The organism is Streptomyces sp. (assembly GCF_031181705.1).
Classification (GTDB): Bacteria; Actinomycetota; Actinomycetes; order Streptomycetales; family Streptomycetaceae; genus Streptomyces.
Window position 1 is genome coordinate 1 of sequence record NZ_JAPSKN010000124.1, and the last position, 16228, is coordinate 16228.

At 71.6% G+C, this 16228-nt stretch carries 17 protein-coding genes; 8 read left to right on the forward strand and 9 right to left on the reverse strand.

The window, feature by feature from the left end:
- Nucleotides 1-43: 43 nt before the first annotated feature.
- Entirely contained in the window at nucleotides 44-925 is an 882-nt protein-coding gene (locus RIN80_RS21080) for an alpha/beta hydrolase (RefSeq protein ID WP_309097188.1), read from the forward strand.
- On the opposite strand, the gene RIN80_RS21085 is transcribed toward RIN80_RS21080, so the two are convergent.
- On the reverse strand, nucleotides 922-1815 hold the full coding sequence (locus tag RIN80_RS21085) for an NYN domain-containing protein (RefSeq protein WP_309097189.1): 894 nt from the start codon (nucleotides 1813-1815) through the stop codon (nucleotides 922-924). The genes RIN80_RS21080 and RIN80_RS21085 overlap by 4 nt on opposite strands.
- 227 nt (nucleotides 1816-2042) lie before the next feature.
- Here RIN80_RS21085 and RIN80_RS21090 point away from each other — a divergent pair, with 227 nt between their 5' ends.
- Nucleotides 2043-2195 carry a hypothetical protein gene (locus tag RIN80_RS21090; protein ID WP_309097190.1) on the forward strand — a complete coding sequence of 51 codons (153 nt, stop codon included), beginning with the start codon at nucleotides 2043-2045 and terminating at the stop codon, nucleotides 2193-2195.
- Nucleotides 2196-2305: 110 nt separating this feature from the next.
- On the opposite strand, the gene RIN80_RS21095 is transcribed toward RIN80_RS21090, so the two are convergent.
- The 3 genes from RIN80_RS21095 to RIN80_RS21105 all read right to left on the reverse strand — a co-directional run bounded on the left by RIN80_RS21095 (nucleotide 2306) and on the right by RIN80_RS21105 (nucleotide 4664).
- On the reverse strand, nucleotides 2306-2911 hold the full coding sequence (locus tag RIN80_RS21095; protein WP_309097191.1) for a MarC family protein: 606 nt from the start codon (nucleotides 2909-2911) through the stop codon (nucleotides 2306-2308).
- Nucleotides 2912-3039: 128 nt separating this feature from the next.
- Nucleotides 3040-3900, reverse strand: coding sequence for a PHP domain-containing protein (locus RIN80_RS21100; RefSeq protein WP_309097192.1), 861 nt, complete (start codon nucleotides 3898-3900; stop codon nucleotides 3040-3042).
- 122 nt (nucleotides 3901-4022) lie between these two features.
- Complete coding sequence (locus RIN80_RS21105) at nucleotides 4023-4664, reverse strand: DUF6758 family protein (protein ID WP_309097193.1); 642 nt, start codon at nucleotides 4662-4664, stop codon at nucleotides 4023-4025.
- Nucleotides 4665-4824: 160 nt separating this feature from the next.
- On the opposite strand from RIN80_RS21105, the gene RIN80_RS21110 reads away from it, so the two are divergent.
- The gene (locus tag RIN80_RS21110) at nucleotides 4825-6048 is read left to right on the forward strand and encodes an MFS transporter (RefSeq protein ID WP_309097194.1); all 1224 of its coding nucleotides are present in this window, start codon (nucleotides 4825-4827) and stop codon (nucleotides 6046-6048) included.
- A gap of 30 nt (nucleotides 6049-6078) precedes the next feature.
- Here the strand turns inward: RIN80_RS21110 and RIN80_RS21115 are convergent, their stop codons facing one another.
- Nucleotides 6079-6663 (reverse strand): suppressor of fused domain protein, encoded by a 585-nt coding sequence (locus RIN80_RS21115; RefSeq protein ID WP_309097195.1) that lies wholly within the window; start codon nucleotides 6661-6663, stop codon nucleotides 6079-6081.
- Between the two features lie 461 nt (nucleotides 6664-7124).
- Here RIN80_RS21115 and RIN80_RS21120 point away from each other — a divergent pair, with 461 nt between their 5' ends.
- Both RIN80_RS21120 and RIN80_RS21125 read left to right on the forward strand, forming a co-directional pair.
- Nucleotides 7125-8240, forward strand: a complete 1116-nt coding sequence (locus RIN80_RS21120; RefSeq protein WP_309097196.1) for a magnesium and cobalt transport protein CorA — start codon at nucleotides 7125-7127, stop codon at nucleotides 8238-8240.
- Nucleotides 8241-8263: 23 nt separating this feature from the next.
- The gene (locus RIN80_RS21125; RefSeq protein ID WP_309097197.1) at nucleotides 8264-8779 is read left to right on the forward strand and encodes a hypothetical protein; all 516 of its coding nucleotides are present in this window, start codon (nucleotides 8264-8266) and stop codon (nucleotides 8777-8779) included.
- Between the two features lie 4 nt (nucleotides 8780-8783).
- On the opposite strand, the gene RIN80_RS21130 is transcribed toward RIN80_RS21125, so the two are convergent.
- Nucleotides 8784-9536: a hypothetical protein gene (locus RIN80_RS21130; protein WP_309097198.1), complete on the reverse strand. Its 753-nt coding sequence runs from the start codon at nucleotides 9534-9536 to the stop codon at nucleotides 8784-8786.
- A gap of 237 nt (nucleotides 9537-9773) precedes the next feature.
- Between RIN80_RS21130 and RIN80_RS21135 the strand changes: the two genes are divergently transcribed.
- Genes RIN80_RS21135 through RIN80_RS21145 form a run of 3 tightly spaced genes read left to right on the forward strand, consistent with a single transcriptional unit; the run spans nucleotide 9774 to nucleotide 12826 of the window.
- Nucleotides 9774-11060: a magnesium transporter MgtE N-terminal domain-containing protein gene (locus tag RIN80_RS21135; RefSeq protein WP_309097199.1), complete on the forward strand. Its 1287-nt coding sequence runs from the start codon at nucleotides 9774-9776 to the stop codon at nucleotides 11058-11060.
- Complete coding sequence (locus RIN80_RS21140; RefSeq protein WP_309097200.1) at nucleotides 11050-11649, forward strand: DUF1003 domain-containing protein; 600 nt, start codon at nucleotides 11050-11052, stop codon at nucleotides 11647-11649. Before RIN80_RS21135 ends, RIN80_RS21140 begins: the two co-directional genes overlap by 11 nt.
- 43 nt (nucleotides 11650-11692) lie before the next feature.
- Complete coding sequence (locus RIN80_RS21145; RefSeq protein WP_309097201.1) at nucleotides 11693-12826, forward strand: Mrp/NBP35 family ATP-binding protein; 1134 nt, start codon at nucleotides 11693-11695, stop codon at nucleotides 12824-12826.
- Between the two features lie 132 nt (nucleotides 12827-12958).
- On the opposite strand, the gene RIN80_RS21150 is transcribed toward RIN80_RS21145, so the two are convergent.
- From RIN80_RS21150 to RIN80_RS21160, 3 genes are all read right to left on the reverse strand, one after another.
- Nucleotides 12959-13630: a hypothetical protein gene (locus RIN80_RS21150; RefSeq protein WP_309097202.1), complete on the reverse strand. Its 672-nt coding sequence runs from the start codon at nucleotides 13628-13630 to the stop codon at nucleotides 12959-12961.
- 224 nt (nucleotides 13631-13854) lie between these two features.
- Nucleotides 13855-14298, reverse strand: coding sequence for a sec-independent translocase (locus RIN80_RS21155; protein WP_309097203.1), 444 nt, complete (start codon nucleotides 14296-14298; stop codon nucleotides 13855-13857).
- Between the two features lie 220 nt (nucleotides 14299-14518).
- The gene (locus RIN80_RS21160; protein WP_375141761.1) at nucleotides 14519-16225 is read right to left on the reverse strand and encodes a trypsin-like peptidase domain-containing protein; all 1707 of its coding nucleotides are present in this window, start codon (nucleotides 16223-16225) and stop codon (nucleotides 14519-14521) included.
- Between the last annotated feature and the right edge of the window lie 3 nt (nucleotides 16226-16228).

The window sequence follows — 16228 nt, forward strand, 5'->3', positions numbered from 1 at the left end:
GTGCACAGCCGGTGCCGGCTCCACACCGACTACCCTCACCCCCGTGAGCAGCCACCCCGCCTTTCCTCCGCCCCCGGGCGCCCGCGCGTACAAGCTGCGCACGGCCCGTGGCGACTTCGCCGTCGTCGACTCGTCGCCGGAGCCGGGGACGGAGGTCCGGGGTGTCGTCCTGATGCTGCCCGGGTTCACCGGGAGCAAGGAGGACTTCCGGCTGCTGCACGGGCCGCTCGCGGCGCGAGGGTACCGGGTCGTCGCCGTGGACGGCCGCGGACAGCACGAGTCGGACGGGCCGGCGGACGACGAATCCGCCTACGCCCAACCGGAGTTGGCGCGTGACGTGCTCGCGCAGGCCGAGGCGATCGGCGTGCCCGTGCATCTCGTCGGGCACTCGCTCGGCGGGCAGATCGCCCGTGCCGCCGTACTGCTCGACCACACCCCCTTCCTGTCCTTCACCCTGATGTCGTCCGGCCCGGCGGAGATCTCCGTCTCCCAGCAGCAGCGGGTGAAGCTGCTCCGGGACGCGCTCACCGTGCTGTCGATGGAGGAGGTGTGGGAGGCCATCCGGGCGATGGGAGCGCCTGAGGAGGTCGGCGGGCCGGCCCGCGGCCTCGGTGACCAGGACCAGTTGCGCCGCCGCTGGCTGGGCAACCGACCGGCCCAACTGCTGGCTACGGGACGTCAGTTGTGCACCGAGCCGGACCGTGTCGCCGAGCTCGCCTTGGTGCCGCTGCCGTTCCACGTCCTGTCGGGCGAGCGCGACGACACCTGGCCGGTTGCCCTCCTCGACGACATGGCCGTACGGCTGGGCGCGCACCGCACGGTCGTCGCGGGGGCGGAGCACTCCCCCAACTCCGACCAGCCCCTGCCGACGGCCCGGGCCCTCGCCGACTTCTGGGACGGTGCCCGCGCGGCCGGCGGCTCCTAGTACTGCGTCTGCAGGTGCTCCCAGAACCCGTCACGCAGGGCCCGCCGCAGATCAGCCTGTCCGCGCAGCGAGTACTGCAGCAGGCCCTCCGCCTCCACGAGCAGGTCCTGGTCGACCGAGCCCGGCAGATAGGGATGCCCGGGCAGCAGTTCCACCAGTGAGTCCCGGCCGCGCGCCGCCAGCCACTTCGCGGAGATCTGCGCGCCGACGAACCGCACGTCCTCGCGGCTGGGCCGCCCCGCGGTCGTCTCGTGGACCGGGGCCGTGCGGCGGGAGACGTACGGCTTGAAGAAGTCCAGGTCGAGTGTGCGCTGGCTGTCGACCTCCCACAGCAGCGGCTCGGCCTGGTTGCGGCCCTCCGGCGCCTCGATGCCCCAGAGGTGGACGCGGGCGCCGTAGCCCTGGGCCGCCTCCACCGCCGAGACCAGGTCCTCGTCACCGCCGAGCAGGGCCGCGTCGCTGATGGCACGGTGGCGGGCGAGCGACTCCAGGTCGGAGCGGATGAGGGAGTCGACGCCCTTCTGCTGGTTGTTGGCGTTGAGGTTGCCCAGCCGTACCTTCACGTCGGGCAGCTCCGCGATGGACTGCTGCTCCGCGGTGTGGATCCGGCGGCGGGCGCCGTCGTACCAGTAGACCCGCAGGAGCCGGCTGTCCGCGAAGACCGTGCGGGCCCGGTCGATGAGCGCGTCGATGAGGCCCTCGCCGTCCAGGTCGAAGGCGCGACGGTCCTCCGTCCCGGCCACCAGGCGCCCCGCGGCCGCGTACAGGTACCCCGCGTCGACGAAGATCGCGTGGGTCGAGGGCGTCTTCGCCACCTCGGCGAGCATGCGCTGGAGCAGCTCGTTGGTGCGGTCGATGCGGGCGCTGAGGGCCGCGAGGTCGTCGTTCATCACCTCCATTGTCCCGGCGGTCACGCTGCGGACACAACCGGTCCCGGGCGGTCCCGTAACGACACTCTTACAGCTCAGTAATTAGCAGTTCGAAAAATTTCCTTAGCGTAGGGAATGTTTGACGCGTGCATCTCTGTTGACCCATACGGAACACCGAGCACCGCAGCCGGTGGGCCGCCACCCAAGTAGTTCTCCTCAGGAGGATGACCAGACGAAGGGAGAAGCCCTTGCGCTTCGAAATCATGCGACTCGACGACGTGGACGGCACGCCTGTGGACACGACCGTCGTGGATGCCGCCTCCGTCAACCACATCGTGCAGCAGGCCGCCGCCATCGGGCAGCGCCTGTGGATCCGCCCGGCCGAGACCACGGCCTCATAACACGCGCGGCTCTCCCCCACTTCGCGGCCCCCGCCCGGCACCGGCCGAGCGGGGGCCGCACCGTTGCGGGCCGTTGCTGAGGGCACATCGAGAGCCGGCCGGAGCCGACCTCAGCTCCCCCGGACGACCTGCGTGACGCCGTTGATGATCTGCTGCACGGCGATCGCGGAGAGCATCATGCCGGCGAGCCGCGTCACCAGGACCACGCCGCCGTCCTTGATGATCCGGATGATCACCAGCGAGTAGCGCATCACCAGCCACAGCACGACATGGATGGCGAGGATCGCCGTCCACACGGACACCTGCGCGGTGACGGTGTGGGCCTTCTGCACGGCGAGGATGACCGACACGATGGCACCCGGCCCGGCCAGCAGCGGCATGCCCAGCGGCACCAGCGCGACGTTGACGTCCTTGGTCTGCTTCGGCTCGTCGGTCTTCCCGGTGAGCAGGTCCAGCGCGATCAGCAGGAGCAGCAGCCCGCCCGCGATCATCAGCGCGGGCACGGAGACGTGCAGATAGTTCAGGATCTGGTGACCGAGCAGTCCGAACACGGTGATCACACCGCCGGCGACACAGACGGCCTGGAAGGCCATCCGCTTCTGCACCTTCCCGGGCCGCCCGGCGGTGAGGGCGAGGAAGATCGGGGTGATCCCCGGCGGGTCCATGATCACGAAGAGGGTCAGGAAGAGGGAGCCGAAGACGGCGAGGTCGAACATGAGTGATGGCCTTGCGCGTGTCGAGGGGGAGGCGCCGACCCTGCCGTGGGCAGGCGTCCGCGCGGCGGAACGGACGGGCACAGGGCACAGGGCCCCGTGCCGGAGAGGAAACGGGAACGAGGGAAGGCTCAGGCGGCTCCGCCGGCCCCCGGCACGGGAAACGCCCCGAACGCCCGCCGCGTGATCTCCCCGTACACCTCGGGATCCGTCGTGTACTCCCCGAGCACACAGCTCTTGCGGCTGCCGTGGTAGTCCGAGGAGCCGGTCACGAGCAGCCCGAGCTCCTTGGCCAGCCCGCGCAGTCGCGCCCGCGTCTGCGCGTCGTGGTCCATGTGCTCGACCTCGATGCCGTCAAGACCGGCCGCCGCCATCTCGGCGATCGCGGTCTCCGGCACGGTCCGCCCCCGCTTGCTGGCCCCGGGGTGTGCGAACACGGCGACCCCGCCCGCGCCCTTGATCAGCCGGATCGCCTCGAACGGATCGGTCTCGTGCTTCTCGACGAAGACCCGGCCGCCGTCGGCCAGCCAGTCCTGTGTGAAGGCGTCGTTCACGGTCGGCACGACACCCAGCTCCACGAGCGCGCTCGCCACGTGCGGCCGCCCGACGGACCCGTCGCCGGCGATCCGCGCCACCTGCTCCCAGGTCACGGGCACGCCCAGCTCCTGGAGTTTGGCGATCATGCCCTGCGCCCGGGGCACCCTGTCGTCGCGCACCAGCTCCCGCTCGGCGAGCAGCTCCGGCTCCTGCGCGTCGAAGAGGTAGGCCAGCATGTGCATGCTGATGCCGTCCAGCCGGCAGGAGAGCTCGGCCCCGGTGACCAGTGTCAGCCCGGGCGGCAGCGCGGCGATCGCCTCGGCGTGCCCGCGGGTGGTGTCGTGGTCGGTGAGGGCGACGACGTCCAGCCCGGCCGCCGCGGCCTTGCGCACCAGCTCGGCCGGCGTGTCCGTACCGTCGGAGGCGGTGGAGTGGGTGTGCAGGTCGATACGCACGACACGGACTCCAGACACGGACGGCACGGACAGGGCTGCTCAAGGATAACCGCACTTTCGACGCCCATCGTCACACCCGAAACCGCCCAGCGCCCCCTACACCCCGCCCCGCACCACCCCTTCTACGGCCCCAGCAGCCGCGGCGACAGAGCACCGCAGGGCACCAGCTCGACCTCGGCTCCGGCGTCCCGCAGGTCCGCCAGTACGAGCTCGTCGTACATCAGCAGCCCCGACTGCTCCGGCCACACCACGGCCCACAGCCACAAACCCAGCGCCTCACCGGCGAACACGGCCCGGTCGCCGGGCGCCCCGGAGACATGCCAGAGCGGCGTCGGCCGCCCCGCCGCCAGCACCTTCGCCTGAGCCGGTTTCCCGACGTCCATGTACGGTCCCGGATCCGGCCCGTCCAGGCCCGCGTACCGCGCCCCGAGTCCGACGCCGAGCTCCTCGGCGACGAGGATCAGCTCGCCCATCCCGCCGAGCGGCCCCGGCCCCGTACAGGCGACGGCCGTCGCACGACCGCCCGCGCGGTCGTCCCCCGCGCAGGCCACCCCCGTGAACAGCCACCCGACCGGCAGCGGCCACGGCATCCACACGGGCACCTTGGTCCGGTGCACCACGACGTTGAGGGCGTCGACGCTCGGCGGTATCACGGGCTGCACCGGATGAACGGTGCCGTGCGCATCGCACTGCCACGAGTCGGAGAAGAGGCCGGGAGCCCTGACCCGGCCACCGCACTTCGGGCAACTGGGTTCGCCCCTCATAGGGCCCCACGGTCCTACCCTCACCCCGCCGCGTCAAGGACGATCACCCATCCGGGCGGAACCCTTCACCGAGCAATTTAGATGTAGCTTGCATTAATTAGAGTGGCTAACTTACTATGTGTATGCACCAACTGACTTCGTCTCGGGAAAGGGAGCACGCATGGACCCCTTCGACGCCGGAGCGGGCAGCCTCCTGAAGCAGCCCAAGGCCGTGTGGGCGACGGCGGGGGCCTCGGTCGTCGCCTTCATGGGCATCGGGCTCGTCGACCCGATCCTGCCGTCCATCGCCCGGGGTCTGGACGCCACGGCCGGCCAGGTCTCCCTGCTCTTCACCTCGTACTTCCTGATCACCGCCGTCGCGATGCTGGTGACCGGCTTCGTCTCCAGCCGCGTCGGCGGCCGCAGGACGCTGCTGCTCGGACTGGCGTTCGTGGTCGTCTTCGCCGGGCTCTCCGGCACCTCCGGGTCGGTCGGCGAGCTGGTCGGCTTCCGGGCGGGCTGGGGTCTCGGCAACGCGCTCTTCGTCTCCACCGCCCTCGCCGTCATCGTCGGCGCGGCGGCCGGTGGCAGCGCCGCCGCGATCCTGCTGTACGAGTCGGCCCTCGGCCTGGGCATGGCGTGCGGCCCGCTGCTGGGCGCCCTGCTCGGCGACGCCAGCTGGCGCTACCCGTTCTTCGGCACCGCGTTCCTGATGGCGGTCGGCTTCCTGTGCATCGCGGTGTTCCTGAAGGAGCAGCCGAAGCCGGCGCGCAAGACCTCGCTGCTGGACCCGATCAGGGCCCTCGGCCACGGCGGCCTCGCCTCCGCGGCGGTCTCGGCCTTCTTCTACAACTACACGTTCTTCACGGTGCTGGCGTTCACGCCGTTCGTGCTGGACATGAGCACGTACCGGTCGGGTGCGGTGTTCTTCGCCTGGGGCGTGCTGCTCGCCGTCTTCTCGGTGATCGTGGCGCCCCGCCTGCAGAGCCGGTTCGGGTCGCTGAAGGTGCTCGGCGGCTCGCTGGTGCTGCTCGCGGCCGACGTGCTGGTGCTCGGCTACGGCTCCCACACCACGGCCGTGGTCTGCACGATCCTGTCCGGCGCCTTCATCGGCGTGAACAACACCGTCTACACCGAGCTGGCCCTCGGGGTGTCGGACGCGCCCCGGCCGGTGGCGAGCGCCGGGTACAACTTCGTCCGCTGGTTCGCGGCGGCGGCCGCTCCCTACTTCGCGCCGAAGATCGAGGAGTGGACGGATGTCCACGTCCCGTTCGTGGTGGCGGCCGCCACCGCGGTCGTGGGCGCGCTGGTGGTCGTCGTCCGGCGGAAGGCGCTCACGCACCGGGCCGAGGAGCTGCAGCCCCGGCACGCGACCGAGGACGGCGTCACCGTCTTCGCCAACTGACGCTCTTCCTGGAGGCGTTGGTGAGCTTGCTCACTCCAGCGGGACGGACTTCCGGGACGGGTCCCGGAGGTCGGTGCCCTGGTTCAGCCACCGCTCCCGCAGCGCCTGCGCGCCGTGCACCCGCTTCCAGGCGGCCTCGTTCGGCGTCATCGGCAGCAGCGGCAGGAACCGCACCGGGTCGAGGGGCTCGTCGAGCTCCAGGTCCTCGACCAGGCCACCCGGCTCCGCGACCAGGACCGAGGTGAAGGCGGCGCCGGGCCACAGCGGCTCACCGACGTCGAGGGAGGCGCCGGGCGCCACGACCAACCCCTCCACCTGCGGGGACGCGGCGAGCACGGCGAGCGGCCGGAGCACCTTGTCGGTGTCGGCGCGGCCGGCGCGGACCGAGAGGACCAGCTCCGCGCGCGGGCCCTTCACGGGGTCGGCGACCACCGCCGTCGGGTCCGCCATGGGGTGCGCGGACATGCCGAGCGTGGCGTAGCGGACGATGTCGCCCTCCTGGAAGCGGAGCACCTCGATGCGGTCCGTGCCCAGGAAGGTGACGGCCGCCCGCGCGTCCGGCTCGCCCAGCGCCGTACGCAACCGGGCCTCGACCAGAGGAAGAACATCTGCCATGCGGCGAGCATAGAACTCGTCAGTAGCGGGCAAACAAGCGCCTTGACACGTCGGGCGGCTGCTACTCTTGCCCGGTGGTTCGGGGCAGCACGCAGAAGCGTCGCGATCAAGCCCCGACGCCGAAGGAACTCCCTTACGAGGGACCGGCCGGAGGAGGTGGGACTGCAATGGATCGAAGTCGACCGTGCAGTAGCACCACGCTCTTCCCGCCGCTGACGTAGCTGTTCTGGCTCTGGCTGGTCGCCACCTCTCGCACTCGCTTCACGCGGAAGAGCGCTTCGTTTCGCTTTTGCCTGATCTGCCTCAGTAGCTGAATCAGTAACGAGACTCGCCACCGCGACGGTGCGGTGCTCCCCGCTTTGTGGACGTGCCAAACATCCTCAGTACCGACGTCCTCATTCCGGGTAGTTCCACCTGTCGGGTCCGGCGCCTTTTCGTTGCCTGTCGCGAAGGAGCCCGCCATGTCGATGATCCGCGACCTGCGCGCCGCCGTCCGTCCGTCCCGCGTGTCGCTGCGCAAGGACGGCGGTCCGTACGACGCCACCCGCAACCCCGCGACGACCTCCGCCGTCGTCGACTGCGCCGTCTACCGCGACGGCCGCCGCATCGAGACCGACGCCCCGCTGAGCCCGCACGAGGCGGTGCGGGTGGCACGCCGCGACGGGGGCTTCGTGTGGATCGGCCTGCACGAGCCGACGGAGGCCGAATTCGCCGGTATCGCCAGTGAGTTCGGGTTGCACCCGCTGGCCGTTGAGGACGCCGTCCAGGCCCACCAGCGGCCCAAGCTGGAGCGCTACGACGACTCGCTCTTCACGGTCTTCAAGACCATCCACTACGTGGAGCACGACCGGCTCGACGCCAACAGCGAGGTCGTCGAGTCCGGCGAGGTCATGTGCTTCACCGGCCGGGACTTCTTCATCACCGTCCGGCACGGCGGCAAGGGCTCGCTGCGGACCCTGCGGCACCGCCTGCAGGACGACCCCGAGCTGCTGGCCAAGGGCCCCTCGGCCGTGCTGCACGCCATCGCCGACCATGTCGTCGACGGTTACATCGCGGTCGCCGACGCGGTGCAGGACGACATCGACGAGGTGGAGACCGACGTCTTCTCCCCCGGCCGCAAGGGCTCGCCGCGCGGTTCGGACGCCGGCCGGATCTACCAACTCAAGCGCGAGGTGCTGGAGTTCAAGCGGGCCGTGTCGCCGCTGATGCGGCCCATGCAGCTGCTGAGCGAGCGGCCGATGCGGCTGATCGACCCCGACATCCAGAAGTACTTCCGGGACGTCGCCGACCACCTGGCCCGCGTCCAGGAGCAGGTCCTCGGCTTCGACGAGCTGCTCAACTCCATCCTCCAGGCCAACCTCGCCCAGGCCTCCGTGGCGCAGAACGAGGACATGCGGAAGATCACCTCCTGGGCCGCGATCATCGCCGTGCCGACCATGGTGTGCGGGGTGTACGGCATGAACTTCGACCACATGCCGGAGCTGCACTGGCGGTACGGCTACCCCACGATCATGGGCATCACGGTGGTCATCTGCCTGGGCATCCACCGCACGCTCAAGCGGAACGGCTGGCTGTGAGCGGCGTGGCTAGGCTGGCCCCCATGACAAGCGAGCTGCTCGGCCAGGCCCTCGTCGAGGAGGCCACGAAGAAGTCCGGCCTCATCTGGGTGCAGGGCCCCGACGGCCCGGCGCGCGCGCTGTGGCACGTGTGGCACGAGGGGGCCGCCTGCCTGGTCGGCGACGGGCCCGGCGAGCAGCCGCTGCCGGGTCTCACCGACGGGTCCGAGGCCCGGGTGACGGTCCGCAGCAAGGACAAGGGAGGCCGGCTGGTTACCTGGTCGGCGCGGGTCGTGCAGCTCACGCCGGGTTCCGGGGCCTGGGAGGCGGCGGTCGGCGAACTCAAGGGCAAGCGGCTGAACGCGCCCGACGGCGAGGCCATGACCGACCGCTGGGCCCGCGAGTGCCGGGTGCTGCGCCTGGAGCCGACCGGGGCGACGGCGCCCCTGCCCGACGGCTCCCTGGCCGAGCCCCCGCTGCCGTCCCCGGCGCTCACCCGCCGCCCGGTCCCGGCGGGCCTGCCCCGCCTGCTGCTGAAGAAGAAGCGCAAACGGGCCTGACGGCCTACGAGGCCGGCAGCTGCTTGCCGTAGTCCACCGTCTCGTTCTTCTCCGGCTGCCGGAGGGCGAAGTCCTCCCCCCAGGCGGAGAAGGTGAGCGTGCCCGCGCCGCCCGCCCGTTCCAGGCGCAGCGGATACGGCTTGCCCTCCAGGGAGACCTCCAGGGTGCCGCCGGAGCCCTTGTCGCCGGTGATGCGGATGGTGCGCACCCCCGCCTGCTCGTCGTGCCCGTCCGTGGCGAGCGTGCCGTGCAGGGTCAGCAGACCGTCGAGGAGGAGAGCCTTGTCCGTGAAACCGCTGAACTTCTTGTACGAGGGGTCGCCCTGCGGCACCTTCACGAACTTTCCGCCGAGCTTGGCGGCCGCCGCGGCGTCCGCCCCGCCCTCGCCCTGGCCGCCGCCGTGACTCCAGAAGTCCGCGTCGGCCTTGACGAAGAGCTCCTCGCCGACCCGCAGCAGCTCGAAGGTCGTGCCCTTGGTGGTGACCGAGCCGTCGCCGCCGTCGTCCTTCAGGCGCATGTCGAGCGCGTAGGTCCGTCCGCCGCTGACGACGTTGCCGTGCACCCGGACCGCCCCGGCGTTCTCGGCGGCCGCGCGGGTCTTGCTCTGGATCTTGGCGGCGGGCAGTCTGCCCACCCCGTTGGTGCCCTCGTTCGGATCCTCCGCGCAGCCCGTCAGCACCGTTCCCGTCACGAGCAGTGCGCACGTCGCGGTCGCGAGTGCGGCACCGCGGCTACGGCTCTGGCGAATCGGAGTCACAGGTGGGGCTGCCTCTCTGACGGGAGACCTGAACGGCGTACCGCAGGGTACCGGGGACGTGCGGGCTGGTCGGAGCCAGTCCGTCCGGACCGCCCGCCGACGCGGCCCCGATCGGGACGGGCTAGCCTGAAGCCCATCCGAGCGGGCAATTCGGAAGAGACAGCTACAAAGACAGGCACGACGTCAGGCAGTCCCACAGGCATCAGGAACCACCCCGTACGCAAAGGAGCCGCGGCCATGGCAGCGGGCGCCCCCCGGATCTTCGTCTCGCACCTCTCCGGTGTCGCCGTCTTCGACCCCGCCGGCGATCAGGTGGGCCGGGTCCGCGATCTCGTCGTCATGCTGCGGGTGGGGCAGCGGCCGCCGAGGCTGCTCGGTCTCGTCGTCGAACTCGCCACCCGCCGCCGCATCTTCCTGCCCATGACCCGGGTCACGGCCATCCAGTCCGGCCAGGTCATCACCACGGGAGTCCTCAACGTCCGCCGGTTCGAGCAGCGGCCCACCGAGCGGCTGGTCTTCGGGGAGCTGCTGGACCGGCGCGTGACGCTCACCGAGACCGGCGAGGAGGTCACCGTCCTCGACCTGTCGGTGCATCAGCTGCCGGCCCGGCGGGAGTGGGAGATCGACCGGGTCTTCGTCCGCAAGGGCAGGAAGGGCGGTGCGTTCCGGCGAGCCAGGGGCGAGGCGCTGACCGTGGAGTGGACCGCCGTCAGCGGCTTCTCCCTGGAGGAGCAGGGGCAGGGCGCCGAGAACCTGCTGGCCACGTTCGAGCAGCTGCGCGCGGCCGACCTCGCCAACGTCCTGCACCACCTCTCCCCCAAGCGCCGCGCCGAGGTCGCCGCCGCCCTGGACGACGACCGGCTGGCCGACGTCCTGGAGGAGCTGCCGGAGGACGACCAGATCGAGATCCTCGGCAAGCTGAAGCAGGAGCGCGCCGCCGACGTCCTGGAGGCCATGGACCCGGACGACGCCGCCGACCTGCTGGGCGAGCTGCCCACGGACGAGCAGGAGCGGCTGCTGGCCCTGATGCAGCCGGGCGACGCGGCCGACATGCGGCGCCTGATGTCGTACGAGGAGCGCACGGCGGGCGGCCTGATGACGACCGAGCCGATCGTGCTGCGCCCGGACGCCACCGTCGCCGACGCCCTCGCCCGCGTCCGCAACCCCGACCTGTCCCCGGCGCTCGCCGCCCAGGTCTACGTGTGCCGGCCGCCCGACGAGACCCCGACCGGCAAGTACCTCGGCACGGTCCACTTCCAGCGCCTGCTGCGCGAGCCACCGCCCTCCCTGGTCAGCTCCATCGTGGACAACGACCTGCAGCCGCTCGACCCGGAGGCCGACCTGCCGGCCATCGCGGGCTTCTTCGCCACGTACGACATGGTCGCGGCGCCGGTCGTCGACGAGGCCGGGTCGCTGCTGGGCGCGGTGACCGTGGACGACGTCCTCGACCACATGCTCCCGGACGACTGGCGGGAGACGGAGTTCCACCTGGCCGAGGAGGAGGTGGCCACCGATGGTTCCTGAGCGCGAGAGCCCCCGCGAGCGCACGCCGACCGGTGCCACGGCCGCCTCACGGCCGCGCGCCACCCGCCTCGACCAGCCGGGCGTGCCCAGGCGCCGCATCCTGCCCGAGTACGACCCGGACGCCTTCGGGCGGCTGTCGGAACGCGTCGCGCGCTTCCTCGGCACCGGGCGCTTCCTGGTCTGGATGACGGCCGCCATCATCCTGTGGGTGGCGTGGAACACCCTCGCCCCACGCGACCTGCGCTTCGACGAGTACCCGTTCATCTTCCTGACCCTGATGCTCTCGCTGCAGGCCTCCTACGCCGCCCCGCTGATCCTGCTCGCGCAGAACCGGCAGGACGACCGCGACCGGGTCAACCTGGAGCAGGACCGCAAGCAGAACGAGCGGTCGATCGCCGACACCGAGTACCTGACCCGCGAGGTCGCCGCCCTGCGCATCGGCCTGGGCGAGGTCGCCACCCGCGACTGGATCCGCTCCGAGCTCCAGGACATGATCAAGGAGCTGGAGGAACGCCAGAACGGCCACCGCCGGGACACGGTCGTCTTCCCGGCGGAACGGTCAGGGGGACGTGACGCAGACGACCGCTGACGGCCTTTCCTACGCCCCGGTACGGGGCCGTACCATCGTCCTTATGGCTACGGAAGACGCGGTGCGCGAAGCACTGGCGACGGTGAACGACCCCGAGATCAACCGGCCCATCACGGAGCTCGGGATGGTCAAGTCGGTGGAGATCGGCGCGGACGGGGCGGTCGCGGTCACCGTGTACCTGACGGTCTCCGGCTGCCCCATGCGCGACACGATCACGCAGCGCGTGACGGACGCCGTCTCGCGGGTCGAGGGCGTCGCCCGCGTCGACGTGACGCTCGACGTCATGAGCGACGAGCAGCGCAAGGAGCTGGCGAGCGCGCTGCGCGGCGGCCAGACCGAGCGTGAGGTCCCCTTCGCCAAGCCGGGCAGCCTGACCCGGGTCTACGCGGTGGCCTCCGGCAAGGGCGGCGTGGGCAAGTCCTCGGTGACGGTCAACCTGGCGGCGGCCATGGCGGCCGACGGGCTGAAGGTCGGTGTCGTGGACGCCGACATCTACGGCCACTCCGTGCCGCGCATGCTGGGCGCCGACGGCCGTCCCACCCAGGTCGAGAACATGATCATGCCGCCGTCGGCACACGGCGTGAAGGTCATCTCGATCGGCATGTTCACGCCGGGCAACGCCCCGGTGGTCTGGCGCGGCCCGATGCTCCACCGCGCCCTGCAGCAGTTCCTGGCGGACGTGTACTGGGGCGACCTGGACGTCCTGCTGCTGGACCTGCCGCCCGGCACCGGCGACATCGCGATCTCCGTGGCCCAGCTCGTGCCGAACGCCGAGATCCTGGTCGTCACGACCCCGCAGCAGGCGGCGGCCGAGGTCGCCGAGCGCGCGGGCTCGATCGCCGTGCAGACCCACCAGAAGATCGTCGGCGTGGTCGAGAACATGTCGGGTCTGCCCTGCCCGCACTGCGGCGAGATGGTCGACGTCTTCGGCACGGGCGGCGGACAGGTCGTCGCCGACGGCCTGACCCGCACGACCGGCGCCAACGTCCCGGTCCTGGGCAACATCCCGATCGACGTCCGCCTGCGCGAGGGCGGCGACGAGGGCAAGCCGGTCGTCCTGACGGACCCGGACTCCCCGGCGGGCTCCGCCCTGCGCGCGATCGCGGGCAAGCTGGGCGGGCGCCAGCGTGGCCTGTCGGGCCTGTCCCTGGGAATCACCCCGCGGAACAAGTTCTAGCTCGAACGCCCTCCGGGGCAGCGCCCTCAGGGGCGAGGGGAACTGCGCAAGCGGCCACCTCGCACCCGCAACCGCCCGCGCAGCGAAGGTCCCCACGGCGAAGGGGCGCCGAGAACCGGCGCCCCGGAAGCCTCACGCGTACGAGGCGATGTCCTTCACCACGGCGAAGCCGAGCCCGTACGCACTCATGCCCCTGCCGTACGCCCCGACATGAACCCCGGCCGCCGTGGACCCGGCGAGCACCCAGCCGAACTCCGACTCCCGGTAGTGGAACGCCGTCGGCACCCCGTCCACGGGAAGCGACAGCGTCGACCAGTCGGGCCCGTCGAGGTCGTCGGCCAGGACCCAGGCCGTCTCGGTCTGCTGCTCCAGCCAGTCGTCCCGCAGCGAGTGGTCCATCTGCCCGGGCCAGGTGAAGGACAGCAGCCCCACGCCGGCGAGCCATGCCGCCGACGACACCGACGTGGCCTCCAGCAGCCCCGTGCCGTCGGCGCTGCGCCGTGAGGGGTTCGCCGCCACGGTCACCACGACCGCGAACTTCTCCTTGGACTCCTGGTCGCCCCCGGCGGCGTACTCGTTGCGCACCGTGGGCTCGTCGCCGTGCCCGATCGACCCGTGCTCGACGGTCCCGTCGGCCGTCGTGCCGACCTGCATCAGCCAGCGCGGCCCCGTGAAGGCCTCGTCGAGGCCGTACCACGGGAAGGGCGCGCGCAGGTAGCCGTCGACCGTACGCCGGGCGGAGGGGACCTGCTGTCCGTCCTCCGCGGCCGGCGCCTGCGCGACTGCCCCACTCGTCGTCTCCATGTGCCCGAGCCCTCCTCGCTCTAGTCGGACCGGCCGGCCCGCCCCCCTTCGGGCGTACTCGACCGGTCCGCACAACAACTCGGCAGCATAGCCACACCGCCGCGAGCAGCAGGGAAACCGCCCGGCGCATGGGCCGCACGGGCGCCTCGTTCAGGCCGTACACAGCCCGACCGGAGTATGAAACGCGTCACGCGCGCCGGAGCGCAGCGCCCCGGCGCGGTCGCTCAGGTGGCGTCCGCGTCGAACGGCGGACGGTCGTCCCGGTCGGGCGTCTCGGGCTGCTTCGTCATGTCGACACGGCCACCGGACGAACCGGCGCCGGAGGACGAGGACGACGAGTCGGCGTCGCGGCTGTGGACGGCGTCGGTGACCTCGGCCATCTCCTTCTTCAGGTCGAAGCCGTTGCGGATCTCCTTGAGGCCCAGGTCCTCGTTGTCCAGCTGCTTGCGGATGAACGTCTTGGGGTTCAGGTCCTCGAACTCGAAGTCCTTGAACTCGGGGCCCAGTTCCTCGCGGATGTCGTTCTTCGCGCTCTCCGAGAACTCACGGATCTTCCGGATCGTGCGGGTCACGTCCTGGATGACCTTGGGGAGCTTGTCCGGACCGAAGACGAGCACGGCGAGGACGATGAGCGTCACCAGCTCGAGCGGTCCTATGTCATTGAACACCTGAAGCTCCTTGCGATGTCCTCGGTCCTCGGCCCTCGGTGGTCGGTGCGGGTCTTGCCGTGGTCCGGGCCGGCTCCACGGTACCCGGCGATCCTGTCCGACCGGTACTGTCCCGAGACCTCTGAGTACGGGGAGTGGGAGCGCTTTCCCCACTGTTCGCCTGATGGGCCCCGGGTGGGGCTTGATGAAACGTCCTCGTACGTACCGGACCTCATGTGCCTCAGCCGCCGGAGGATCCGAGGACGAGCGAGACGGTCCGCTCCTTGCCGCCGCGCTCCACGGTCAGCTCCAGCCGGTCGCCGGGGCGGTGCGCCCGGGTCTTGACGATGAGCTCCTCGCCCGAGTGGATCCGCCGCCCGTCGACCTCCGTGATGACGTCGCCCGCCTTGATGCCGGCCCGGGCCCCCGGGCCGCCCGCGGTGACCGGCGGTCCGCCCTCGCTGCCCTCCGTGCCGACGCGGGCGCCGTCGCCGGTGTAGTCCATGTCGAGCGTGATGCCGATGACCGGGTGCGTCGCCTTCCCGGTGTTGATCAGCTCCTCGGCGACGCGCTTGCCCTGGTTGATGGGTATGGCGAACCCGAGGCCTATCGACCCCGACTGGCCGCTGTCCAGGTCGGAGCCGCTGTCCGCCGACCGGATGGCCGAGTTGATGCCGATGACCCGGGCCCTGGAGTCGAGCAGGGGGCCGCCGGAGTTGCCGGGGTTGATGGGCGCGTCGGTCTGCAGCGCGTCGACGTACGACACGTCGCTGCCGTCGCCCTTCTCGCCGCCGGCCGTGATGGGCCGCTGCTTGGCGCTGATGATGCCGGAGGTGACCGTGCCGGCCAGGTCGAACGGCGCGCCGATGGCCACGACCGGGTCGCCGACCTGCACGTTGTCCGAGTTGCCGAGGGGCAGCGGGGTGAGGCCGCTGACGCCCTTCACCTTCACGACGGCCAGGTCGTAGCCGCTGTCCCGGCCGACCAGTTCGGCCTTGGCGGTCTCCCCGCCGTTGAAGGTGACGGTGATCTCGCCGGAGGTTCCGGCCGGCCTCACGACGTGGTTGTTGGTGAGGATGTGGCCGCGGGTGTCGAGCACGAAGCCGGTGCCGGTGCCCTGCTCGCCCGAGCCGCTGACATGCAGCGTGACCACGCTGGGCAGGGCTCGTCCGGCGATCCCGGCGACACTGTCCGCGTCCCGCCCGGCGGCCTCCTTCCCGGCCTGCGGCAACTCGACGGTCCCGACGCCGCCGTTGCGCTCCAGATACGTCCCCACGAGCCCGCCGATGCCGCCGGACACGAGCGCGAGCACCACGGCGCCGAGCACCAGCGTCCTCCTGCCCCGCCTGCGCCGCTGCTCGGCACCCGGGATCGGCGCCCCGGTCTGCTGCAGCGGCCCGGGGGCGGCCCAGGGGTCGTAGCGCCGCCAGGGGTCGGGCCCGGGGGCCGGGGCGGGATCGGGGGCCGGGGCGGGATCGGGGATGCCCCGAGGTTGCGACGCCTGTGCCGGAATCGGCGCCGGGCCGCTGGGGGACGGCACGTACGGGGCGGACGACGGGACGGCCGACGCGGAGGCGTCCGCTGCCGGGACGTCTGCTGCCCGAAGGGCGGACCCGGGAGTTCCCGGCGCCGGAACGGCCGACGCCGGGACCCCTGGCGCCGGAACGGCCGACGCGGGAACGCCCGGTGCCGGAACGCCTGGCCCGGGGAGGACCCCTGGTGCCGGAACGCCCGACGGAGGCGTCATCGACGTGCCGTGGGCTGCCGGAGCCCCCGGCGTGCCCGGCACGGCCGGAGACGGTGTCGCCACGCCGTGAGCCGGTGTCGCCGCCGGGTGCTGGACGGGCGGCGCGGGCGCCCAGGGGCCCGGTTCGCCATAGGGCGGGGTGCTGTAGGGGTCGGGGTCGTGCAGGGGCTTCGGAGCCTCCTGGGCGGGCACGGCAGGCACAGC

Bases quoted from the DNA above. Each gene is read 5' to 3' on its own strand.
- RIN80_RS21085 (WP_309097189.1), bottom strand. From the start codon at position 1,815: ATGAACGACGACCTCGCGGCCCTCAGCGCCCGCATCGACCGCACCAAC.
- RIN80_RS21140 (WP_309097200.1), top strand. From the start codon at position 11,050: ATGGTTCCTGAGCGCGAGAGCCCCCGCGAGCGCACGCCGACCGGTGCC.
- RIN80_RS21135 (WP_309097199.1), top strand. From the start codon at position 9,774: ATGGCAGCGGGCGCCCCCCGGATCTTCGTCTCGCACCTCTCCGGTGTC.
- RIN80_RS21145 (WP_309097201.1), top strand. From the start codon at position 11,693: ATGGCTACGGAAGACGCGGTGCGCGAAGCACTGGCGACGGTGAACGAC.
- RIN80_RS21120 (WP_309097196.1), top strand. From the start codon at position 7,125: ATGTCGATGATCCGCGACCTGCGCGCCGCCGTCCGTCCGTCCCGCGTG.
- RIN80_RS21150 (WP_309097202.1), bottom strand. From the start codon at position 13,630: ATGGAGACGACGAGTGGGGCAGTCGCGCAGGCGCCGGCCGCGGAGGAC.
- RIN80_RS21095 (WP_309097191.1), bottom strand. From the start codon at position 2,911: ATGTTCGACCTCGCCGTCTTCGGCTCCCTCTTCCTGACCCTCTTCGTG.
- RIN80_RS21115 (WP_309097195.1), bottom strand. From the start codon at position 6,663: ATGGCAGATGTTCTTCCTCTGGTCGAGGCCCGGTTGCGTACGGCGCTG.
- RIN80_RS21110 (WP_309097194.1), top strand. From the start codon at position 4,825: ATGGACCCCTTCGACGCCGGAGCGGGCAGCCTCCTGAAGCAGCCCAAG.
- RIN80_RS21125 (WP_309097197.1), top strand. From the start codon at position 8,264: ATGACAAGCGAGCTGCTCGGCCAGGCCCTCGTCGAGGAGGCCACGAAG.
- RIN80_RS21105 (WP_309097193.1), bottom strand. From the start codon at position 4,664: ATGAGGGGCGAACCCAGTTGCCCGAAGTGCGGTGGCCGGGTCAGGGCT.